Annotated in this window: 18 protein-coding genes; 6 read left to right on the forward strand and 12 right to left on the reverse strand. The window is 68.3% G+C overall.

What is annotated here, in order from left to right:
* Window positions 1-13: 13 nt before the first annotated feature.
* Window positions 14-1435, forward strand: coding sequence for a bifunctional D-glycero-beta-D-manno-heptose-7-phosphate kinase/D-glycero-beta-D-manno-heptose 1-phosphate adenylyltransferase HldE (gene hldE / locus AAG092_RS14290; protein ID WP_373387191.1), 1422 nt, complete (start codon window positions 14-16; stop codon window positions 1433-1435).
* Between the two features lie 12 nt (window positions 1436-1447).
* Here the strand turns inward: hldE and AAG092_RS14295 are convergent, their stop codons facing one another.
* Genes AAG092_RS14295 through AAG092_RS14310 form a run of 4 tightly spaced genes read right to left on the reverse strand, consistent with a single transcriptional unit; the run spans window position 1448 to window position 4743 of the window.
* On the reverse strand, window positions 1448-2347 hold the full coding sequence (locus AAG092_RS14295) for a metal ABC transporter ATPase (RefSeq protein WP_373387192.1): 900 nt from the start codon (window positions 2345-2347) through the stop codon (window positions 1448-1450).
* 54 nt (window positions 2348-2401) lie between these two features.
* A complete protein-coding gene (locus AAG092_RS14300) occupies window positions 2402-3199 on the reverse strand; it encodes an aldo/keto reductase (protein ID WP_373387193.1) in 798 nt (265 codons plus the stop codon).
* Window positions 3196-4371: an NAD(P)/FAD-dependent oxidoreductase gene (locus tag AAG092_RS14305; protein ID WP_373387194.1), complete on the reverse strand. Its 1176-nt coding sequence runs from the start codon at window positions 4369-4371 to the stop codon at window positions 3196-3198. The genes AAG092_RS14300 and AAG092_RS14305 overlap by 4 nt, the downstream gene beginning before the upstream one ends.
* Before the next feature lie 39 nt (window positions 4372-4410).
* Window positions 4411-4743, reverse strand: coding sequence for a multidrug efflux SMR transporter (locus AAG092_RS14310; protein ID WP_373387195.1), 333 nt, complete (start codon window positions 4741-4743; stop codon window positions 4411-4413).
* Window positions 4744-4871: 128 nt separating this feature from the next.
* Here AAG092_RS14310 and waaA point away from each other — a divergent pair, with 128 nt between their 5' ends.
* Window positions 4872-6146, forward strand: a complete 1275-nt coding sequence (gene waaA, locus AAG092_RS14315) for a lipid IV(A) 3-deoxy-D-manno-octulosonic acid transferase (protein ID WP_373387196.1) — start codon at window positions 4872-4874, stop codon at window positions 6144-6146.
* Here the strand turns inward: waaA and AAG092_RS14320 are convergent.
* Window positions 6089-6661, reverse strand: coding sequence for a metal-dependent hydrolase (locus AAG092_RS14320; RefSeq protein ID WP_373387197.1), 573 nt, complete (start codon window positions 6659-6661; stop codon window positions 6089-6091). The genes waaA and AAG092_RS14320 overlap by 58 nt on opposite strands.
* Window positions 6658-8196, reverse strand: coding sequence for a histidine kinase (locus tag AAG092_RS14325; protein WP_373387198.1), 1539 nt, complete (start codon window positions 8194-8196; stop codon window positions 6658-6660). The genes AAG092_RS14320 and AAG092_RS14325 overlap by 4 nt, the downstream gene beginning before the upstream one ends.
* 146 nt (window positions 8197-8342) lie before the next feature.
* On the opposite strand from AAG092_RS14325, the gene serB reads away from it, so the two are divergent.
* The gene (serB, locus tag AAG092_RS14330; protein WP_373387199.1) at window positions 8343-9557 is read left to right on the forward strand and encodes a phosphoserine phosphatase SerB; all 1215 of its coding nucleotides are present in this window, start codon (window positions 8343-8345) and stop codon (window positions 9555-9557) included.
* Between the two features lie 55 nt (window positions 9558-9612).
* Here the strand turns inward: serB and AAG092_RS14335 are convergent, their stop codons facing one another.
* From AAG092_RS14335 to AAG092_RS14355, 5 genes are all read right to left on the reverse strand, one after another.
* On the reverse strand, window positions 9613-11679 hold the full coding sequence (locus AAG092_RS14335) for an EAL domain-containing protein (RefSeq protein ID WP_373387200.1): 2067 nt from the start codon (window positions 11677-11679) through the stop codon (window positions 9613-9615).
* 65 nt (window positions 11680-11744) lie between these two features.
* A complete protein-coding gene (locus AAG092_RS14340; RefSeq protein WP_373387201.1) occupies window positions 11745-13556 on the reverse strand; it encodes a molecular chaperone in 1812 nt (603 codons plus the stop codon).
* A gap of 181 nt (window positions 13557-13737) precedes the next feature.
* Window positions 13738-14601, reverse strand: coding sequence for an archaetidylserine decarboxylase (gene asd, locus AAG092_RS14345; RefSeq protein ID WP_373387202.1), 864 nt, complete (start codon window positions 14599-14601; stop codon window positions 13738-13740).
* A gap of 14 nt (window positions 14602-14615) precedes the next feature.
* Complete coding sequence (locus tag AAG092_RS14350; protein ID WP_373387203.1) at window positions 14616-15431, reverse strand: rhodanese-like domain-containing protein; 816 nt, start codon at window positions 15429-15431, stop codon at window positions 14616-14618.
* 46 nt (window positions 15432-15477) lie between these two features.
* On the reverse strand, window positions 15478-17007 hold the full coding sequence (locus AAG092_RS14355) for an HDOD domain-containing protein (protein ID WP_110680714.1): 1530 nt from the start codon (window positions 17005-17007) through the stop codon (window positions 15478-15480).
* 119 nt (window positions 17008-17126) lie between these two features.
* Between AAG092_RS14355 and motA the strand changes: the two genes are divergently transcribed.
* Together motA and motB are read left to right on the forward strand one after the other, a co-directional pair.
* On the forward strand, window positions 17127-17978 hold the full coding sequence (motA, locus tag AAG092_RS14360; RefSeq protein ID WP_110680715.1) for a flagellar motor stator protein MotA: 852 nt from the start codon (window positions 17127-17129) through the stop codon (window positions 17976-17978).
* 13 nt (window positions 17979-17991) lie between these two features.
* On the forward strand, window positions 17992-19050 hold the full coding sequence (gene motB / locus AAG092_RS14365) for a flagellar motor protein MotB (protein WP_373387204.1): 1059 nt from the start codon (window positions 17992-17994) through the stop codon (window positions 19048-19050).
* A gap of 34 nt (window positions 19051-19084) precedes the next feature.
* Here the strand turns inward: motB and rsgA are convergent, their stop codons facing one another.
* The gene (gene rsgA / locus AAG092_RS14370) at window positions 19085-20116 is read right to left on the reverse strand and encodes a small ribosomal subunit biogenesis GTPase RsgA (RefSeq protein ID WP_373387206.1); all 1032 of its coding nucleotides are present in this window, start codon (window positions 20114-20116) and stop codon (window positions 19085-19087) included.
* Between the two features lie 87 nt (window positions 20117-20203).
* On the opposite strand from rsgA, the gene AAG092_RS14375 reads away from it, so the two are divergent.
* A complete protein-coding gene (locus AAG092_RS14375) occupies window positions 20204-20974 on the forward strand; it encodes a class I SAM-dependent methyltransferase (RefSeq protein WP_373387207.1) in 771 nt (256 codons plus the stop codon).
* The last annotated feature ends 4 nt before the right edge of the window (window positions 20975-20978 follow it).

The following is a 20978-nucleotide window of genomic DNA, read 5'->3' on the forward strand; positions in this document are numbered from 1 at the left end:
CCCCGGAGTCCCCATGAAGCTGTCCATGCCCCGTTACGATCAAGCGTCCGTCCTGGTGGTGGGCGATGTCATGCTCGACCGTTACTGGCATGGCGGCACCTCGCGCATCTCCCCCGAGGCACCGGTGCCGGTGGTCAAGGTCGAGCAGATCGAGGATCGCCCGGGCGGTGCCGCCAACGTCGCGCTGAACATCGCCGCCCTCGGCGCGCCGGCCCTGCTGGTCGGCGTCACCGGGCGCGACGAGGCGGCCCACAGCCTGGCCGACAGCCTGCACGCGGCCGGGGTCGAGGCGCACTTCCAGCGCATCGACGAGCAGCCGACCATCGTCAAGCTGCGCGTCATGAGCCGCCACCAGCAGCTGCTGCGCATGGACTTCGAGGAGCCCTTCAATACCGACGCCGCGGCCCTGGCCGAGGATGTCGCGCGCCTGCTGGACGGGGTCAAGGTGCTGGTGCTGTCCGACTATGGCAAGGGGGCGCTGCAGAACCACCAGGCACTGATCCAGCTGGCCCGCGCCCGCGGTATCGCGGTGCTGGCCGACCCCAAGGGCAAGGACTTCTCCATCTACCGCGGCGCCAGCCTGATCACCCCCAATCTCAGCGAGTTCGAGGCCATAGTCGGACACTGCCGGGACGAGGCCGAGCTGGTGGCCAAGGGCAATGCGCTGATGGCCGAGCTGGAGCTGGACGCCCTGCTGGTGACCCGCGGCGAGCATGGCATGACCCTGCTGCGCCCCGAGCAGCCTGCGTTGCACCTGCCGGCGCGCGCCCGCGAGGTATTCGACGTGACCGGTGCCGGCGACACGGTGATTTCCACCCTGGCCGCCTCCATCGCCGCCGGCGAGGAGCTGCCGCAGGCCGTGGCCCTGGCCAACCTGGCCGCCGGCATCGTCGTCGGCAAGCTGGGCACCGCCGCCATCAGTGCCCCCGAGTTGCGCCGCGCGGTGCAGCGCGAGGAAGGTTCCGAGCGCGGCGTGGTCAGCGTCGACCAGTTGCTGCTGGCGCTGGAGGATGCCCGCGCCCATGGCGAGAAGATCGTCTTCACCAACGGCTGCTTCGACATCCTGCATGCCGGCCACGTGACCTACCTGGAGCAGGCCCGCGCCCAGGGCGACCGCCTGGTGCTGGCGGTCAACGACGACGCCTCGGTGGCGCGCCTCAAGGGCCCGGGCCGGCCGATCAACGCGGTGGACCGGCGCATGGCCGTGCTCGCCGGCCTTGGTGCGGTGGACTGGGTGGTGAGCTTCGCCGAGGACACCCCGGAGAACCTGCTGCGCCAGGTCAGGCCCGACGTGCTGGTCAAGGGTGGCGACTACGGCATCGACCAGGTGGTCGGCGCCGAGATCGTCCGCGCCTACGGTGGCGAGGTGCGCGTGCTGGGCCTGGTGGAGAACAGCTCGACCACCGCTATCGTCGAGAAGATCCGCAGCAAGTGAGGCTCGGCCGGGTCAACCCGTGCGGCGACCCGGTGCGTGTTCCTCGCGGCGCAGGTTCGCCTGCCAGTCCTTCCAGCGGATGCGCTCGTCGCGCACCAGCCAGCCATCCTGCTCGGCGAAGCCTTCGGAGAGCCACAGCCCGCGGGTGCTGGCGGGAAGGAGTTCGCCACGGCGAAGGCTGAACAGTTCGCTACCGGGCCGGCCGTCATGCAGCGGCAGCAGGTAGAGGTCCGGACGACGGCGCTCCAGGCGTGCCACCAGTTCGCCGTCTTCCAGGCGCTCGTCGACATGGAACAGGCTGGGCGCGCGGCATTCCCTGGGCAGTTCCAGGCGTAGGTCATAGACCAGCTGCAGCGAGGCGGTCGGCAGGTGCACATAGGCGCGCGGCCGCTCCATCAGCATCAGATTGCCGCATTGCACCGGCCGGGCCGCCCCGGACAGCGGGCCGAGGCGGAAGTGACAGTCCTCGCGGTAGCGCAGCGGGTAGGGCGTCGGCAGCCAGGTATCGGCGTAGCGCCCGCCCAGCCAGCCGCCGGCGCATTCGATCAGGCATTCCTCGGCCACCTCGGCGATGGCGGTGAGCAGCGGCAGATTGAGTTCGTGGGCCGGCACATAGCCGGAGATCAGCTTGAGCACGGTATCGCCGCGATCGGGCCGGCGCTGGCGTACCAGCACCCAGTAGTCGCGACCCTGCCAGGCCAGGGTCAGGCGCACCGAGACACCGAGGTTGGCCAGCTCCAGGGCGAAGCGCTGGCAGTCGGCGGCCTGCACCGGGCGGCGGCGTTCCAGCATCTGCGCGAAGTTCAGGGGCAGGCCTAGGGCACGGTAGTTCAGGCCTTCCGCCGTAGCTTCGACATACAGCGGCAGGGTCTTGAAGGTTCCCGGGGCCTTGCGGGCCAGCAGTCTCGACATCTCGGCTCCTCGCGGGGGCGGTGCGGCGCCGGTGCGCCGCGTGAGCCTTGCAGTTTAGCCGCGGATCACCGCGGCGGCGGTGGCAGCGTTTGCCGCCAGATGTTGCGGGTTGATGGTGCCGACGATGGCGGCGGTCACGCCGGGATGGCCGAACACCAGCTCGAAGCTGGCGCGCAGCGGGTCCTGCCCGGTCAGCACCGCATGGCCGCTGGCCAGCGCTTTCTTCACCAGGATGCCCTTGTGATGGGCGGCGGCATGGTCGAGCACCGGCCTTTCGCCCTGTTCGGCCAGGTTGTAGGTGACCATGGCACAGTCGCCGCGCTCCAAGGCCAGCAGGCCGCCCTCGACGGTCTTGCCGGACAGGCCGAAGGCGCGGATCTTGCCCTCGCGCTTGAGCTCGGCGAGGGTCTCGTACACGCCGCTGTCACGCAGGATGGCGACGTCGTTGCCGTCCGAGTGCACCAGCACCAGTTCGATGCGGTCGGTCTCCAGGCGCTGGAGGCTGCGCTCCACCGACAGGCGGGTGTGCTTGGGTGAGAAGTCGAAGCGCGACTGGCCGTTTTCGAATTCCTCGCCGACCTTGCTGACGATCACCCAGTCTTCGCGCTGGCCGCGCAGCAGCGGGCCGAGGCGCTGCTCGCTGACACCATAGGCCGGCGCCGTGTCGATCAGGTTGATGCCCAGTTCGCGGGCCTGGTGGAGCAGGGCGCGGGCGGCGGCGTCATCGGGGATGCTGAAGCCGCTGGGGTACTTCACCCCCTGGTCGCGGCCCAGCTTGACGGTGCCCAGGCCCAGCGGCGAGACGATCAGGCCGCTGTCGCCCAGCGGCCGGTACAGGTCGTGCAGGCTCATGGCAGCAGCTCCTCCCACACCGGTTGGGCCTGCGGCGGGCGCGGCAGTTCGGGCAGCGCTGCGTGGCTGCCGGGGACGATGCCGTCGCGCTCAAGTGCGGCGATGACCCGGTCGGCGAAGTCCGGCGACAGGGCCAGCTTGGTCGGCCAGCCGACCAGCAGGCGGCCCTGGTCGGCCAGGAAGGCGTTGTCCGGGCGCACCAGGCCGGACTGCGCCGGCTCGGCGCGGTCCACGCGCAGGGTGGCCCAGCGCGCATCGGCGAGGTCGATCCAGGGCAGCAGCTGGCGCACCTCCTGCTGCGCCGCGGCGATCTGTGCCGCTTCGTCGCGGGCCACGCCGTCGGCCTCGGCGATGTCGCCGCCGAGGTACCAGACCCACTGGCCGTCGGCGGCCGGGTGGCTGGTCACGGTGATGCGCGGCTTGGGCCCGCCGCCCAGGCAGTGGGCATACAGCGGCTTCAGGCCGCGGCCCTTGACCAGCACCATGTGCAGCGGGCGCAGCTGCTGCCGGGGCTGCTCCAGGCCAAGGCTGGCGAGCAGCTCGGCGTTGCCCTGGCCGGCACTCAGTACCACGCGGCTGGCGCGGATCTCGCGGCCGTCGACGCACAGGCCGAGCAGTTCGTCGCCCGCGCGCAGCGGCGTGATCTCGCGGCCGGCCAGCAGGCTGTCGCCGGCGAGCGTGGCCAGGCGCGCGATCAGACTGGGCACGTCGAGCACCAGTTCGGCCAGGCGATAGACCTTACCCTTGAATTTCGGGTGCTGCAGGGCCGGGGGCAGCTGCTCGCCCTTGACCTGGTCGACCCGCCCGCGCACCGCCTTGCTGGCGAAGAAGCTGGTCAGGTTGCCGGCCAGGCTGCCCGGCGACCACAGGTAGTGGGCCTCGGACAGCAGGCGTACGCCGGACAGATCCAGCTCGCCCTGGCCGGCCAGCGCCTCGCGCCAGCGCCGCGGCATGTCGGCGATGGCCTCGGAGGCGCCGGTCAGCGCACCGTGCAGGGCGTACTTGGCGCCGCCATGGATGATGCCCTGGGACTTCAGGCTCTGCCCGCCGCCGAGGCTGGCGCGTTCCACCAGCAGGGTGGAATAGCCGAGCCGGCGCAGGCGGGCGTTGAGCCAGAGGCCGGCGACACCGCCGCCGACGATCAGGATATCGGTGCTGAGAGACTGGGACATGCCGGAGCTCGCTATGAATCAGGCGCGCAGTATACCGGCTCAGTGGCCGCTGCTGCCGGAGAACAGCTGGATCACCAGCACCCCGGCGATGATCAGGGCGATGCCGAGCAGGGCCGCCAGGTCGAGCTTCTGGTCGTACAGCAGCAGGCTGGCAATGCTGATCAGCACGATGCCAAGGCCCGACCAGATGGCGTAGGTGACGCCCACCGGGATGCTCTTCATCACCAGGCTGAGCATCCAGAAGGCGATGCCGTAGCCGATCACCACCAGGGCCAGCGGCAGCGGCTTGCTCAGGCCCTCCGCGGCCTTCAGCGCGGTGGTGGCGATCACTTCGGCGACGATGGCGATGGCCAGGTACAGGTATCCGCTCATGGGCATTCTCCGGGGGCTCGGCGCGTATTTTGGCATGCCGCCCTGGCCGTGGGCCGCTGCCAAGCCCTGGCGAGGCGTAGCGGTGGCAGCGTAGGTAGATCGCCGGTGGCCTGCTAAGCTGCGCGCCCATGAACAGAACCCTCTATACCCTGATCCTGCACCTGGCCCTGCCGTTCATCTTCCTGCGCCTGATGTGGCGGGCCTGGCGTGCGCCGGCCTACGGCAAGCGCACCGGCGAACGCTTCGCCATCGGCCTGCCGGCCTTCAGAACCGGCGGCATCTGGATCCATGCGGTCTCCCTGGGCGAGAGCATCGCCGCCGCGCCGCTGATCCGCGAGCTGCTGGCGCGCCATCCCGAGCTACCGATCACCGTCACCTGCATGACGCCGACCGGTTCCGAGCGCATCCAGGCGCTGTTCGGTTCACGCATCCAGCACTGCTACCTGCCCTACGATCTGCCCTGGGCCTGCGCGCGTTTCCTCGGTCGCCTGCAGCCGCGCCTGGCGGTGATCATGGAGACCGAGCTGTGGCCCAACCATATCCACGCCTGTCATCGGCGTGGTATTCCCGTCGCGCTGGCCAATGCGCGTCTGTCCGAGCGCTCGGCGCGTGGCTATGCGCGCTTCTCCCGGTTGACCGCGCCGATGCTCGCCGAGCTGTCGCTGATCGCCGTGCAGACCGCCGCCGAGGCCGAACGCTTCCGCCAGCTGGGCGCGCGACCCGAGCGGGTCGAGGTGACCGGTTCGATCAAGTTCGACCTCAGCGTCGATCCCGAGCTACCGCATCGCGCCGCCGAGCTGCGTGAGGCCTGGGGTGCGGCGCAGCGGCCGCTGTGGATCGCCGCCAGCACCCATGCCGGCGAGGATGAGGTGATCCTGGCGGCTCACCGCCAGCTGCTCGCCGAGCGGCCGGATGCGCTGCTGATTCTGGTGCCGCGCCACCCGGAGCGTTTCACTCAGGTGTTCGAGCTGTGTCGGCGCGAGGGCTTCACCACGCTGCGTCGCTCCACCGGCGAGGCGCTGGCGGCGGATGTGCAGGTGCTGGTCGGCGATACCCTGGGCGAGCTGCTGTTCCTCTATGCGCTGGCCGACCTGGCCTTCGTCGGCGGCAGCCTGGTCGCCAATGGCGGACACAACCTGCTGGAGCCGGCGGCGCTGGGCAAGCCGCTGCTGGCCGGCCCGCACCTGTTCAACTTCCTGGAGATCGCCGCCCAGCTGCGCGAGGCCGGCGACCTGCTGGAGGTGGCGGATGCCGGGCAGTTGCATGCGGCCTTGCGCCAGCTGTTCGCCAACCCGACCGAGGCGGCGCGGCGGGCGGAGGCCGGGCTGGGCGTGCTGCGTGCCAATCAGGGCGCGCTGGCGCGCCTGCTGGCCGGGCTGGAGCGCTTGCTGAGTCGAGTGTAGAGGCCGCGCAGGGCGATGCCGCCGAGCCCCAGGGCCAGGCACGGTAGCCACACCCAGCGTGCCTCGGAGAGCAGCACCTCCAGGCCGCGTGCGCTGAAGAAGCCCTGGATGAAGGGCGAGACCTCGATCGGTCGCCAGGGCAGGAAGAAACGCTGCTCGCTCCACGGCCACAACCAGGCCACGCCGAGGCCGCCATCGGTGGCGGCATCCAGCAGGCTGTGCGAGACGGTGGCCAGGGCCAGCCAGATGAAGGCCCTGAGCGGTCCGCAGCCCAGCAGGCGGCAGCTCAGCGCGGCAAGCATCCCGACGAGGCCGGCAAACAGCAGCGAATGACTGAAGCCGCGGTGGCCGAAGGCATCGGCGTAGGCGATGCCGAACTTGAAGGCCAGCATGTCGGCGTCCGGCAGCAGGCTGCACAGCAGGCCGGCGAGCAGCAGGCGTGGGGGGATGACGCGCGGGCCGAGGGCCAGGCCCAGTGCCAGGATCGGCAGCGGGTGGCTGATCAGGGTGGTCACGAGTGTTCGTGCATGCGCGCCAACTGGCGCTCCAGCAGGGAGGGGTAGGGGTCGAGCAGGCGCTCGACGCAGCTGGCACCCTCCGGGCTGGCGATGGCGCGAATGCGCGCACGCTGGCGCAGCAGCGGATCATCGGCAACGCTGCGCTGCACCAGCAGCAGGTTGCGGCTGTGCTGGGCCAGGGCCAGGGCGTCCTGGGCTGCCTCGCTGAGCAGCAGCTCGGCCTGGCTCGGGCTGATCTCTTCGTCACTACGGGTCAGGCCCAGCTGCAGCTGCAGGGTGATGCCGCTGTCGGCCACCTCGATCTGCAGGGCGTGGCCGAGGGCGCGCATCAGCTCGCCACAGCACAGGGCGTGGGTCAGGTAGTCCTCGCCACTGTGCTCGCTGCTGAACAGCATCAGGCTGCTGCCGTCGTTGAGGGTGAACAGCTTGCCCTGGTACAGCGCCGCAGCCTGCTCCAGGCAGTCGCGATAGCTTTGCAGCAGTTCCAGCAGGCGTGCGCGCGGTAGATGGCGCAGCTGTTCCTGGGCGCCCAGCTGGATGGCCAGTACGGCACTGCTGATGCACTGTTGCGGCTCATGGGGCGCGGCGGCTGCCGGGGGGGGCGCGAATTCCGGTTCCGGCATCTCGGCCTGCAGGTCGCGCAGGTCGGCGAAGGGATCGTCTTCGTCATGCTGGGCGACGGTCGCAGGGCGCGATGCAGGCGGGGCGAGTTCTTCGGCGTAGTCGACGTCGGCGCGCAGGTCCGGCATGTCGAAGTCGGGTTCGCGCTCAGCCTGCTCGTCGACGAAGTGGTCTTCGTCATCCAGTTCGGCGTAGTGGTGCGGCTCGGGCTCCGGCTTTTCCGGCACCAGGCGCGCCTGCAGCTGGCGCGCCAGATCGCCGATCTCGTCCTGGCGACCGGCGCCGGGGGCGGGGTCGTCCGGGTCGCGCAGCCAGACACGCAGCTGCAGCAGCGGGGTGGATATGTGTCGGCCCAGGCGCAGGCTGAGCGACAGGGCCAGGGCCAGCAGGATCAGGCTGAGCAGGCCCATGCTCTGCAGGCTGATGGTCATCGGCTGCTGGAACTGCTGCATGTCCAGGCTGATGCGCAGCTGGCCGGCGATCACTTCCTGAAAGGTGATGGGGGTGGAGTAGAGGCCCTCGGTCTCGCCGAGGATGCTCTGGGTCGGGCGCGAGCCGGCTTCGGCGAGGATGCGGTTGTCCACGCTGTAGATGGCCGCGTGGGCCACCAAGGGGTTCTTCGCCAGGTTGCTGAGCAGGACGTTGAGGCTGAGGATGTCGTTGGACACCAGCAGTTCGGTGGCCGAGGCGGCGGTCTGCACGGTCAGGCTCTGGCCGAGGGCGTCGGCCTGCTGCTGCATGGCCTGCTTGAACTGCATGCCCATGACCCAGGCGTAGATCACCAGGGCCAGGGCGACCAGCAGCAGGCTGTGGCTGGCGATGCGCAGGGCGAGCGGCACGCGGCGCTGGCGCAGGGCATTGAACAGCAACAGGAAGAAATTGTCGGGCTTGACCTGGGCGGGCCGGTTCACAGAGCGCGGCTCTTCTCGAATGGAATTGCCGCGCAGTATAACCAGCACCCCCAGGCGGGCAAAGCGCCGCCCGTGCCCTGCCAAGGTTGAAAACGGTTAGAATGTGCGCCTTTTCGCCGACCCTTTTGTACGCCTGGAGTGAAGCCTTGCGCGAAATCGTCCTGATCAACATCACCGGGGAAGATCGCCCGGGCCTGACCGCGGCCATCACCGGCGTGCTGGCGCAGGGCGGGGTGAACATCCTCGACATCGGCCAGGCGGTGATCCACGACACCCTGTCGTTCGGCATCCTGGTCGAGATACCGGACACCGAGCAGGCCTCGTCGGTGCTCAAGGATGTGCTGTTCACCGCCTATAAGCTGGACCAGCAGGTGCGTTTCACCCCCGTGTCGGAAGATGATTACCAGCAGTGGGTCGGTGGCCAGGGTAAGCCGCGCTACATCGTCACCCTGCTGACGCGCAAGGTCACGGCCGAACAGCTGCAGCGGGTCAGCTCGATTACCGCCAAGTACGGGCTCAATATCGATCATATCGACCGTCTGTCCGGACGCATGCCGCTGGACATGCCGGCCGATCAGGGCAAGGGTTGCATCGAGTTCTCCGTGCGCGGCGAGCCGGCCGATGCCGCCGCGCTGCGTGCCGAGTTCCTCAGCGTGGCCCAGGAGCTCAACGTCGACATCGCCTTCCAGCGCGACTCGGTGTTCCGTCGCAATCGTCGCCTGGCAGTGTTCGACATGGACTCCACGCTGATCGAGGCCGAGGTCATCGACGAGCTGGCCAAGGCTCACGGTGTCGGCGAGCAGGTGTCCGAGATTACCGAGCGCGCCATGCGTGGCGAGCTGGACTTCCGCGCCAGCTTCAAGGAGCGCCTGGCGCTGCTGCAGGGGCTGTCCGAGGATGTGCTGGAGGAAATCGGCGCCTCGCTGCGCCTGACCGAGGGCGCCGAGGTGCTGTTCGCCGAACTCAAGCGCCTGGGTTATAAAACCGCCATCCTCTCCGGCGGCTTCACCTATTTCGCCAGGCAGCTACAGGCCAAGCTGGGAATCGACTACGTGTTCGCCAACGAGCTGCAGGTCGTCGATGGCAAGGTCACCGGCCAGGCTGTGGAGCCGATCGTCGATGCCCAGCGCAAGGCCGACCTGCTGCGCGAGTTGGCCGATAAGGAAGGCCTGCGCCTGGAGCAGACCATCGCCGTGGGCGACGGCGCCAACGACCTGCCGATGCTCGGCCTGGCCGGTCTCGGCGTGGCCTTCCGCGCCAAGCCGCTGGTCAAGCAGTCGGCCAAGCAGGCGATTTCCACTCTGGGCTTGGACGGAATTCTCTACCTGCTCGGCTTCCGCGACCGCGACGGCCAGGAGTGACGGCAGCTGCAATGAAAAAAGCCCCGCATCCGCGGGGCTTTTTTCTGGTCGCAACTCACTCCTCGCCGGCGGAGAAGTCGTAGTCCATCGACTGGCTGGGGCCCTGCAGGTAGTGGCCCTGGATATAGTTGACCCCGGCCTGCCAGAGGGTGGCCAGCACGCTGGCGCTCTCGACGAAGGGCACTATGGTCAGCTTGGCCTGGGCATGCAGGCTGGCCAGCAGGGTCTTCAGTGCCTCCTGGTTGTCGGCGTTGGACAGGTCCTGGGAGAAGGAACCGTCCACTTTCACGAAGTCGACGTGCAGGTGTTTGAGGGTGTTGAAGGGGTTCAGTGCGCAGCCGAACTGGCCGAGGGCGACCTTGCAGTGCAGTTCCGCCAGACCCTGGGTGAGCGTCTTGACCTGCTTGAGGTAGGCCACGGCATCTGCCTCACCAATCTGGAATACCAGACAGTCGGAGGGCAGGCGCGCCGCCTTGAGCGCGACACTGAGCCAGGGCAGCAGGGTCTGATCCTGCAGGCTGTTGGCCGACAGGTGGACGAACAGGCGCGTGTTGTGGCCCTTGCTGCGGTGCTCGGCGAGCAGCTTGATCGAGTTGAGGATCACCCAGCGATCGATCTTTTCCGCCAGCCCTGCGCCCTTGGCGGCGCTCAGGAAGTCTGCAGCCGGCACTTCCTGGCCCTTGGGATCGAGCAGGCGCAGCAGCACTTCGTAGTGCTCGTCGCTGTCGCCGCGCAGGCTGATGATCGGCTGGAACAGCAGGCGGAAGCCGTTGTTCTCCAGGGCCTGCTGGACCATGGCCACCAGGCTGCCGCGGTTGGCGGCGGCAGCCAGCTCGTCGGCCGGGTTGTAGATCTTGATCGCATTGCCTTCGAGTTCGTCGGCGCAGCGGTGGGCGCGGTCGACGACCTCCTGGGCCTTGCTGGTCTGCTCGCTGAGACCGGCCACGCCGATCGACAGGGTCGCTTGCACGGTGCGGCCGCTGACGTCGAACAGGTGACCCTCGACCTTCTTCAGCAGGCTGCTCAGCGAGTCCTGGCATTGCTGGGGCGCGACGCCGGGCAGCAGTACGGTAAATACGTCGTCACCGAAGCGGGCCAGCTGGCTGTCATCGCCGAAGTGGCTGCGCAGCAGGTTGGCCAGATCGGTGAGCAGAAGGTCGATGCCGGCCAGGCCGACTTCCCCAACCTTCTCGTTGTAACGGTCCAGGCGGATGTAGGCCAGGCTGGCGATCTGTCCGTCGTTGACCGCGCGCTGGGCCGCGCCGTCCATCAGCTCGAGGAAGCGTGCGCGGTTGAGCAGGCCGGTGACCAGGTCCTGGCTGCTGATCTCGCGCAGTTTCTCTTCCAGTTCGGCGTTGTCGCTTTCGGCGCGGATCACCACCTGGATACAGGGCTCGCCATCGTAGGTCGCCGGCGAGAAGTTCATCCGCGCCTGGAAACGCTGGCCATTGGGCTTGACCCCACCGCAGCTGAGCTCGGCATTGCCTTCGCCGCTGGCATAGTTCTTCAGGAAGTCCTTGAATGCGGCCTGATCCTCGCTGGCGATCAGGTCGATCATCGGCATGCCCTCAAGCTCCTCGGCGTCTTCGTAGTCGAACAGCTTGAGGTAGGCACGGTTGGCATAGATGTGCATGCCGTCGTGGACGTAGGTGATGGCGTCCACCGAGCTTTCCAGCAGCAGCTGGCAGCGTTTCTCCGCCTCGCGCAGGGCGACTTCGGCGGCGCGGCGGGCGCGGCGCTCCTCGAGGTTGGCCAGCTCGCGGTTGGCCACCAGGATCAGGCGCTCGTCGTCACCCTGGGGCAGGGCATCCTGGGCGCCCAGCATCAGCGCTTCGGTGATGGATTCGGAGTCGTTGTCGGCGACCAGCTGGATCGCCGGGATGTCCTTGGCCTGGCGACGGATCGCGGTGATCGCCTCGCTGGGCTCGAGGTGTTCGCTGGAAGGTGCGCAGATCAGCAGGTCCCAGCTTTGCTGCAGGGCTTCGGCCAGGTTGTCGCTGGAGGTGATGCGATGCACCCGGGTCGCGCGCCCGGCATTGCGGAACAGGCTGACCAGGCGCTCCGCCTCGTTCTGCGAATCTTCAAGAATCAGCAGCCGTATGGTTTTTTTTTCGATGGCCATGGGGTGTGTTCGGAGTGCGCCGAAGAACGGACGCAAAAAGGCGACGGATGGTCTGTCTCGGCAATCTACAGCGACTTCCAGAGTGAGTCAAAGTCTTCCTCGCCGCCTTTGCCGGGCTCCTGCGCTGCTGTGACCGAAGTCCCGCTCGGCGGTTTGCCTTCGCCTAGCACGCGGTATTCGAACTGGCTGAAGCTGCCACTGCCGGCCTGTTTGCGGCTGAGTATGGCGCGGGTTTCCTCGCCGTTGTGGTTGATCTGTACCTTGTGGCTCTCCTGGAACGGCAGGCGCGGAGTGATCAGCGTGGCCGGGCGCGAAATCACGCGGATCTCCGGCAGCAGCAGGGCGCGCAGGTACTGGCTGTTCTGCTCGCTCTTGCGCACCAGCTGCACGCCGCAGGGCTGAGCGTGCGGAGCGATCAGCTCGATGCCCATCTGCGTGCCGCCGCCGCGCACCTGGCGAATCCAGCGCACCACGGCCACGCTCCAGGGTTGGTCGGCGGCGTCCTGGATGCCCAGCAGTTCGCCGGCCTGCAGCTGCGCGGGGACTTCCCGCGGCCAGCTCAGGCAATAGCCGCCGGGGCTGTGGTTGATGATCGACAGCTCGTAGGACGGGTAGCTCTCGGACTTGTCCTCGATGCCCGGCTCGCCATTCTTCGCGGCACTCTTGTACTGGATCTCCTCCAGCGGCATGCCGGGTTCCCAGCGGCTCTCGCGCTGTGCGTCGAAGGCGCTGGACCAGATGTCCGGCCCGCTCTTGGCTCCGCCAGGGCCGAACTGAGCGCTGCGCGGTGCTTCCGGGTGCTGCAGCAGCTCGCTGAAGCTGCGTCTACCGGCCAGGTTGAAGTGCAGCGCCGACATGCCAATGCACAGGGTCAGGTTGCCGCGCCCCGGGGTGCGCTGGAAGGTGCGCTCGGCGATGTCGCCCCAGGCCGAGGCCAGGTGCTGCAGCAGCTCCAGCGACATGCCCTCGGGCACTTGCAGGCGATGCGTGGCGAGTTCCTGTGGCGGCAGCAGGAGGTATTCCTTGATGGCATCGACCAGGTCATGCGGGTCGAGGCCCAGCAGGTGGTGCAGTTCCGCCTCGCCGAACAGCGACTTGTAGCGCGGCGGACCATCCAGCTGCGGGGCGATGACGAACAGGCTGTGCGGCTCGTCGGCCGGCTGCAGGCTGGCCAGGCTGCTCCAGTGCTCCAGTGCCTCGGCCAGGCGGGCGATGCCGTTCTGACGCAGCTGGTTGCAGCGCGCGCAGCCGAGCAGCAGGGCGCCGATGTAGGCCTGCTCCTGGCTCAGGCTCTGGCCGTTGCGGGCCAGGCCGTCGCGGACCTGTACCCGCTGCAGACCGTGCTGGCGGGCCAGGCGATAGAGCTGGTGCAGTTCCAGCCAGAGGCCTTCGGGAACCGGGCAGTAAAGCTGGCTGGCCCGCACCAGTGGCGCGCACAGGCTGTGGCTGGCGCGCTGCAGGGCGACGGTCAGCAGCTGCGGGCGCTCCTTGGCGAAGCGCGGTAGTTCTTCGACGATGATCTGCTTGTAGCCGCTGGCCAGGTGGCTCTGCAGGGCCTGGCAGAGGTTGGCGACCTTGCGCGGGCGCTCGTCGAGCACGATGGACTGGTTGAGGAAGTGGCGTTCCAGGTGGTTGCAGACGAAGTGCACTTCCGGGCGCAGCAGCTCCAGCAGCTGCAGGCGATTGTCCGCCGGGGTGATCAGCTGGTTCAGCTCGATCAGGCCCTGGTACAGCTGGCGAGCGGTTTCACCGATATTGGCCTTGGGCAGGCCGGCGATCCAGCGCTTCATCTCCCGCGGGCTGGCATCGCAGAACGACAGACCTCGCCTGGCGGGGGTGGGGGCGCGCAAGAACAGGTGAGGGCTTTGTTTATCCATTCAGGGGTCAGCGTCTATGCAGGCAGGCGGGCCATCCCTTTCTGACGAAGGGCTTCCTGTGACTCTAGCAGCATCGTATCGCACTGACAGCCATGCTTTTGTCAGGCAATCCGCAGCATTCGACCCAAGTGGTTTGCCGGATGTTCCGCAGCCGCCCGTTGCGGCGGCTGCGCCACCGGGCTCAGGCGCTGCGCGGCAGTGCCAGGGCCTGGCCCATGCGTACCGGGCTGCCGGCAGCGAGGCCCTCGGCCCATTGCACCTGCTGTGGGCCGAACAGCACGATAGCGGTGGAGCCCAGCTTGAAGCGGCCCAGCTCGCCACCCTTGGCCAGCTCGATGGCGGCGCGGGCAGCCTCGTCGTAGCGGGTGGTCTTCAGTTCGCGCTTGGGCGGCGTGACCAGGCCGGCCCAGACCGTCTCGATGCTGGCCACTATCATGGCGCCGACCAGCACCATGGCCATCGGCCCGCGCTCGGTGTCGAACAGGCAGACCACTCGCTCGTTGCGGGCGAACAACTCGGGCACGTTCTCCGCGGTGGTCTGGTTGACCGAGAACAGCCGGCCCGGCACATAGACCATTTCCCTCAGGGTGCCGGCCAGCGGCATGTGCACGCGGTGGTAGTCCTTGGGCGACAGGTAGATGGTGGCGAAGTCGCCGCCCATGAAGGGCGCCGCGCGCTCGGCATCGCCGCCGAGCAGTTCCAGCACGCTGAAGCTGTGGCCCTTGGCCTGGAAGCAGCGGCCTTGTTCGATCGGGCCGAGCTGGCTGACCGCGCCGTCGGCCGGGCAGAGGATGGCGCCGGGGGCTTCATCCAGCGGGCGGGCACCGTCCTTCAGGGCACGGGTGAAAAAGGCGTTGAAGTGCTCGTAGGCGGTCAGGTCCTCGACCTGGGCCTCGGCCATGTTCACCTGGTACTGCCTGGCGAACCAGCCGATCAGGCGATCCTTGAACCAGGCGGCACGGCACTCGGCGGCGCAGCCGATCAGGCGCGACAGCAGGTGGTGCGGCAGCAGGTACTGGCTGAGGATAAACAGGCGCTCTTTCATCGGGTTTCCTTGCATCAATGTTCGATCGGGGTGTCGGGCAGGTTGCCCCATTCGGACCAGGAGCCGGCATAGGCCTTGATCCGCGGATAGCCCAGCGCCTTGGCCACCAGGTAGGTGAAGCCGGAGCGGCGATGGGTCTGGCAGTGGGTGATCACTTCCTTGTCCTTGCTGATGCCGAGGCTCTCCAGAATCTCGGCCATGTCGGCACGGATGCGCAGGCCGCGTTGCGCATCCATGCCGGCGGTCCACTCGAAGTTGATGGCGCCGGGGATGTGGCCGCCGCGTGCTGCCAGCACCTTCTCGCCGCTGAACTCGGCGGGCGAGCGGGCGTCCCAGATCGCCAGGTCGGCCGCGCCCAGGCGGCTCTGCAGGTAATCGCGGCTGGCGGTGGGCTCGTCGTGCAGGGTGAGGGCAACACTGGCGGCGACCGTCGCCGGCATCGCCTGGCTCAGTTCGCGACCTTCCCCCAGCCAGGCCTGCAGGCCGCCGTTGAGATAGTGGTACTGCGCGTGGCCGATCACGTCGAGCAGCCAGATGAAGCGCCCGGCCCAGCCACCGCCCTCGTCGTCGTAGACCACGTAGACGGCTTCGGCGCGATGCCCCAGTTCGCCGAACAGCGACTCCAGCTGGGTTTGTTCCGGCAGCAAGCCGGGCGCCGGCGGCTGACCCCGCTGGGTGCGCTTGCCGTCGACCCAGCGGGCGCCCGGGATATGCCCCTCGGCGTAGCGGGCGGCGGCGCTGAGATCGACCAGGATCAGCTCGGGTGCCTGCAGGCGGCTGGCCAGCTCGGCCGGTTCGATCACCAGCGGCAGGCCGGAGAAGGCGGACATGCGGAGTCTCCGAGGTGGAATGGAAAGGCGGATTGTAGCGGAAAGGTCAGGCGCCGCGGCGGGCGAAGGTGGCCAGGGCGCGCTCGATGCATTGCACGGTCTTGCCGAACACCTGTGCCGCCGCGGCGCCGATGTCGCCGCCGCCCTGGTCGGCGACCAGCAGCATCACCACCCGGCCGTTGCTGGCCAGCGAACGCAGGATCAGGTGTTCGCCGCTGAACAGCGCCTTGAGGCTGCCCGGCAGCAGGGCGGAGACCTGGGCCAGGTTGGCCGGGCTCAGGCGCAGCTGTCCGGGTTCGGCCAGCAGGCGGCGCAGTACCTGGCTCTGCGCCGGCTCCAGGCGCAGCTGCGCCGCCGCTGCGGGCAGGCCGGCCGCCTGCTGGGCCAGCAGGCGGCTGTGCGTGCGGTCGGCCAGCAGGATCAGCACGCGCTGCATGCCGCCGGCCTGCAGGGCCTGGCTGGCGCAGTCGGTCAGCTGCAGTACGTTGGCAAAGGACGAGGGCTGGGCCAGCAGGCGTGCGCAATGCTGTTTCCACTGCTCCAGCTGTGGATTCGCCGCAGGCTTGGGCGCCGCAGGCGGAGCCAGGTGCTTCAGGCGGCAGGCATCCCAGGGCCACAGCAGCGCTTCGGCCGGGTGCCACAGCTCGCCCCGATCATGCAGGCGCGCGCTCTGTGCGGCCTGCTGATGCACCAGTTGCTGCAGTTCCGGCAGGGCCAGCTGCAGGTAGAGTCCGGTCAGGCGCTGCCAGCGCAGATGGTGCTCGCAGCTCCAGTTGTGATGGCTGGACAGGGCCAGGCCGTTCGCCAGCAGGATGCTGTTGCCCGGCTGGGTCAGCCAGCGGCGCAGCGGTGGGTCGGCGTCGAGCATCTGCTGCTGGTGCAGCGGGTGCTGGTTGTCGCGGGCGATGTGCAAGGCCTTGACCAGCAGGCGCCGGTCCTCGACCAGCAGGCGATAACCCCGGATGATCCAGTCGGGCAGGCGCCACTGCCGGGCCAGCGCCAGGCACAGCGCCAGCAGCGGTGTGCCGAGCAGTTCGCGTTCGACCTTGGGCGCCGGCTCGCCGCAACCCAGGACGCGGCGTTCCCAGGCCTCGAACAGCTCGGGATGGGCCGCCACCAGCGGCCACAGCGGGGCGAGAAACAGCAGGCTGCCCCAGTGGATTTCCTGCCACAGGCGCGCCAGGCGCCCGGCGAACAGGCCGCTGGCCTGCTGCGAAGCATGCAGGCTGATCAGTTGCAGTTGGCGCAGCGGCAGGGGTATCTGCGCCTCGTCCAGCAACGGCAGCTGCTCCAGCAGGGCTTCCGCACGCTTCAGGCCGAGGCGGTTGAGGGCCATCTCCAGGCTTTCCGCCGGTTCGCCGAAACTCCCGGCGCTGCGGTTGGCCTCGCGCAGCATGGCCAGGGCGATGGCCGGGCTGTGCTGCATCTGCTCGGCGATGTCGCGCAGCGACTTGCGGCCGTCCTGCAGGGTGCGGCGCACGGTCTCGTGGTGGTGGCGGGCGACGGGCAGGCGCACCTCGTCCAGCTGCTTGAGCCAGGCGTCGAGACTGCGAGGACGGCTTGCGGATATGGGCATGCGGGTTGAGCCAAACTGGCTTTTCGCCTTTACTGCCTATAGTCTGGCGCAATACTTCCGATAATTAGAAGGGTTGTTTGAAATAACCCTTTCGACTGACTCATCAAGCTCAATTCCCCATGATCAAGATCATCGGCATCCTGGTAGTCCTCGGCTGCGTTCTTGGCGGTTTCATTCTGTCCGGTGGCAAGTTCATGGCCCTGGTGCATCCCTTCGAGGTGATGATCATCGGCGGTGCGGCCCTCGGCGCCTTCCTCCAGGCCAACCCCAGCAGCGCCTTCATGACGGTGTTCAAGAAGTCGCTGAAGATGTTCAGCAGCCGCTTCACCCATGCCTTCTACTTGGAAGTGCTGAAGCTGCTCTACGAGATCCTCAACAAGAGCCGCCGCGAGGGCATGATGGCCATCGAGGCCGATGTCGAGGATCCCAACGCCAGCCCGATCTTCAGCAAGTACCCGGCCATCCTCAAGGATGCGCAGATGACCGCCTTCATCTGCGACTACCTGCGCATCATGTCCAGCGGCAACATGGCGCCCCATGAGCTGGAGAACCTGTTCGACATGGAGCTGGCCAGCCTCAAGGAAGAGCTGGAGCACCCGGCCCACGCGGTGGCCAAGGTCGCCGACGGCATGCCGGCCATGGGTATCGTGGCGGCGGTGCTGGGCATCGTGATCACCATGTCGATCCTCGCCACCGCCGACAACGCGCAGATCGGCGAGAAGGTGGCCACTGCGCTGGTCGGCACCTTCCTCGGCATTCTCGCCTCCTACGGCTTCTTCTCGCCGCTGGCGGGAGCCCTGGAGCACGATGCCAAGGAAGAGCTCAATCTGTACGAGGCGATCAAGGCCACCCTGGTCGCTTCCGCCTCCGGCATGCCGCCGACCCTGGCCGTGGAGTTTGGTCGCAAGGTCCTGCTGCCGGCGCACCGGCCGAGCTTTACCGAGCTCGAGCAGGCCATGCGTGGCAACTGATCAAGGCTGAGCCATGGAGAACAACCAGCCGATTCTGGTCAAGCGGGTCAAGAAGGTTGCCGGCGGCCACCATGGCGGCGCCTGGAAGATTGCCTTCGCCGACTTCGCCACAGCCATGATGGCGTTCTTCCTGGTGATGTGGCTGATGTCCTCGGCCACGCCCGAACAGAAGAAGGCCATCTCCGGCTACTTCCAGGATCCGATCGGCTTTACCGAGAGTGCCAGCCCCTACGTCATCGACCTGGGCGGTACGCCCACCCCGGCCCCCGATCGCACCCTCAATCCGGAAATCAAGGATGCGCCGGATGCCCAGGAAGCGGCAGTCGACTCGCAGGACGACAAGGTCGAGGTCGATGCGCAGCAGGCTGAAAGCCTGGCCGAGCAGATCGAGCGCGAGCGCCTGGAGCTGCTGCTGCAGGAACTGCAGACCAAGGTCGAGGAAAATCCCGAGCTGCAGAAATTCAAGGACCAGATTCTCTTCGAGATCACCCAGGACGGCCTGCGCATCCAGATCATGGATGCCGAGAACCGGCCCATGTTCGCCCTCGGCAGCGCGCGCCTGCAGCCCTATTTCGAGGACATCCTGCTGATCCTCGCGGAAACCATCAAGGCGGTGCCGAACAAGATCAGCGTCAGCGGCCACACCGATGCCAAGCCCTTCGTTGGCGATGGCGAGTTCGGCAACTGGGAGCTCTCGGCCAACCGCGCCAACGCCGCGCGGCGCACCCTGGTGGCCGGCGGCTACCCGGACGAGCGGGTGGCACGGGTGGTGGGCTACGCCTCCTCGGCGCTGTTCGATCGCAACGATCCGTTCAACCCGGTGAACCGGCGCATCGACATCATCGTCCTGACCAAGAAGGCCCAGCGTGCCATCGAGGGCGAGCAGGATGGCGATGGCCAGGGAGAATCCACAGAGCCGCCGGCCCCCGTCGAGTCGCGTGTGCCTACCGAGGTGGTGGCGCCGGGTTCGGTCCCGACGGCGCCCGACGAGCCGGCACAGCCGGAGGAGCTGCGCCAGCGCCTGAACATCTTCGAGGATGGCGCCCTGCAGTTCGACCAGCCGCAGGAATAAACCAAGAGGCCGCGATCATCGCGGCCTCTGCGTATCAGTATTCCGGCTCGGGCAGGCTGGCCAGGATGTGCCGGTAGCTGGCCATGCGCTGCGGCTGGATGCGCCCGTCTTCCAGGGCCTGCAGCAGGGCGCAGCCGGGCTCGCGGTCGTGCTTGCAGTCGCGGAAGCGGCAGGTGCCGAGCAGGTCGCGGAACTCGATGAAACCGTCCTCCACGTCGGCCCGGCTGACATGGCCCAGGCCGAACTCGCGGATGCCGGGCGAGTCGATCAGCTCGCCGCCGCCGGGGAAGTGGAACAGGCGCGCCGTGGTGGTGGTATGGGTGCCCTTGCCGGTGACCTCCGACAGCTCGCCGACGCGGGTGTCCACTCCCGGCAGCAGGCTGTTGACCAGCGACGACTTGCCCACCCCGGACTGGCCGACGAACACGCTGACATGGCCGTCCAGGCGTGCCTGCAGCAGCTCCATGCCGCCGCCCTGGCGGGCCGAGACTTCCAGCAGCTCGTAGCCGAGCTGGCGGTAGGTGGCGATCAGTCCCTCCACGTGCGGGGCGTTCTCGTCGTAGATCAGGTCGGCCTTGTTCAGCAGCAGCAGTGGCTTGATGCCGGCGTGTTCGGCGGCGATCAGGTAGCGGTCGATCAGGTTGGCGTGCGGGTGCGGCAGCGGGGCGAAGACGATGACGATCTGGTCGACGTTGGCCGCCACCGGCTTGAGCTGGCCGCGCATGTCCGGGCGGCACAGCTCCGAGGTGCGCGGCAGCTGCGCGACGATCACGCCGTGGCCCTGGTTGCCGGCGCGCCACACCACCCGGTCGCCGGTGACCAGCGCCGGCAGGTTGGCGCGCAGGTGGCAGCGCTGGATCTGCCCGATCAGCTCGCCTTCCAGCGCCTCGACCTCGACCTGCACGCCGAAGTGGGCGATCACCAGGCCGGTCTGCTCGGGCCCGAGGTCGCCACCTTCCAGCTCCTCGAGCAGGCGCGACTCGCGCTTGGCCGCACGGGCGGCGCGCTCTTCCTGTACTTTCTCGATGCGCCAGCTCTGGCGGCGGGTCAACTGGCGTTTGGCCATGGCCTTTCCGAAGGATAAGAAAACGGCGGCGAGTTTAGCACGGGGGGCGGCTGGTTCTGCCGGCGGCCTGCTGGTACAACAGGCGCCATGCTCGAACACCTGCGCTCCCGCTACCCGGCACTGCTCGCCCTGCTGGCCCAGCTCCTGGCCCTGGCCGGGGTGGCGGCGTTGCTGCTGGCCCCGGCGCGCCTCGACGGCTGGCGCCCGACGATCGCCCAGGCGGCCCTGGCCCAGGGCATGCTGGCCGCGGCGCTGGGACATTGGCTGGGGCTGCGCCGCTGGTGGTTGCTGCTGAACCTGGCGTTCGTCCCCGGCCTGCTGGCGCTGCACAGCCGGCAGTGGCCGGCCTGGTGGTTCCTCGCCGCCTTCGTGCTGCTGCTGCTGGTCAACTGGAACAGCTGGCGCGAGCGGGTGCCGCTCTATCTCAGCGGGGCGCGTACGCGCCAGCGCCTGAGCGAGCGCCTGGCCAGGCTGCCGGCGGATTTCCGCTTCGTCGACCTGGGCTGCGGCCTGGGCGGTGCCCTGGTGCAGCTGGCGCGCGACTACCCGCGGGCGCGCCTGGTCGGGGTGGAAACCGCGCCGCTGGTGTTTGCGCTGGCCTGGTTGCGCTGCCTGCCGTACCGCAACTGCCGGGTACGCTACCGCAGCCTGTGGCTCGAGCCGCTGGGCGGCTACGACGCGGTCTACTGCTTCCTCTCCCCGGCGCCCATGGCGAGGCTCTGGACCAAGGCCAGGGCCGAGATGCGCCCGGGCAGCCTGCTGGTCAGCAACAGCTTCGACATCCCCGGCGTGCCGGCTGACGAGGTGATCGAGCTGCACGACTGGCGCGCGTCGCGGCTGCTGCTCTGGCGGCTGTGAGCGG

This window comes from Pseudomonas alcaligenes, assembly GCF_041729615.1.
In the GTDB taxonomy this organism is placed as follows: domain Bacteria; phylum Pseudomonadota; class Gammaproteobacteria; order Pseudomonadales; family Pseudomonadaceae; genus Aquipseudomonas; species Aquipseudomonas alcaligenes_B.

What these genes read in the sequence shown, in the direction of transcription:
- motB (WP_373387204.1), top strand. Translation starts at nt 17,992, where the DNA reads ATGGAGAACAACCAGCCGATTCTGGTCAAGCGGGTCAAGAAGGTTGCC.
- hldE (WP_373387191.1), top strand. Translation starts at nt 14, where the DNA reads ATGAAGCTGTCCATGCCCCGTTACGATCAAGCGTCCGTCCTGGTGGTG.
- AAG092_RS14305 (WP_373387194.1), bottom strand. Translation starts at nt 4,371, where the DNA reads ATGTCCCAGTCTCTCAGCACCGATATCCTGATCGTCGGCGGCGGTGTC.
- asd (WP_373387202.1), bottom strand. Translation starts at nt 14,601, where the DNA reads ATGAAAGAGCGCCTGTTTATCCTCAGCCAGTACCTGCTGCCGCACCAC.
- AAG092_RS14355 (WP_110680714.1), bottom strand. Translation starts at nt 17,007, where the DNA reads ATGCCCATATCCGCAAGCCGTCCTCGCAGTCTCGACGCCTGGCTCAAG.
- rsgA (WP_373387206.1), bottom strand. Translation starts at nt 20,116, where the DNA reads ATGGCCAAACGCCAGTTGACCCGCCGCCAGAGCTGGCGCATCGAGAAA.
- AAG092_RS14375 (WP_373387207.1), top strand. Translation starts at nt 20,204, where the DNA reads ATGCTCGAACACCTGCGCTCCCGCTACCCGGCACTGCTCGCCCTGCTG.
- AAG092_RS14300 (WP_373387193.1), bottom strand. Translation starts at nt 3,199, where the DNA reads ATGAGCCTGCACGACCTGTACCGGCCGCTGGGCGACAGCGGCCTGATC.
- AAG092_RS14340 (WP_373387201.1), bottom strand. Translation starts at nt 13,556, where the DNA reads ATGGATAAACAAAGCCCTCACCTGTTCTTGCGCGCCCCCACCCCCGCC.
- AAG092_RS14295 (WP_373387192.1), bottom strand. Translation starts at nt 2,347, where the DNA reads ATGTCGAGACTGCTGGCCCGCAAGGCCCCGGGAACCTTCAAGACCCTG.
- AAG092_RS14310 (WP_373387195.1), bottom strand. Translation starts at nt 4,743, where the DNA reads ATGAGCGGATACCTGTACCTGGCCATCGCCATCGTCGCCGAAGTGATC.
- motA (WP_110680715.1), top strand. Translation starts at nt 17,127, where the DNA reads ATGATCAAGATCATCGGCATCCTGGTAGTCCTCGGCTGCGTTCTTGGC.
- AAG092_RS14335 (WP_373387200.1), bottom strand. Translation starts at nt 11,679, where the DNA reads ATGGCCATCGAAAAAAAAACCATACGGCTGCTGATTCTTGAAGATTCG.
- AAG092_RS14350 (WP_373387203.1), bottom strand. Translation starts at nt 15,431, where the DNA reads ATGTCCGCCTTCTCCGGCCTGCCGCTGGTGATCGAACCGGCCGAGCTG.
- waaA (WP_373387196.1), top strand. Translation starts at nt 4,872, where the DNA reads ATGAACAGAACCCTCTATACCCTGATCCTGCACCTGGCCCTGCCGTTC.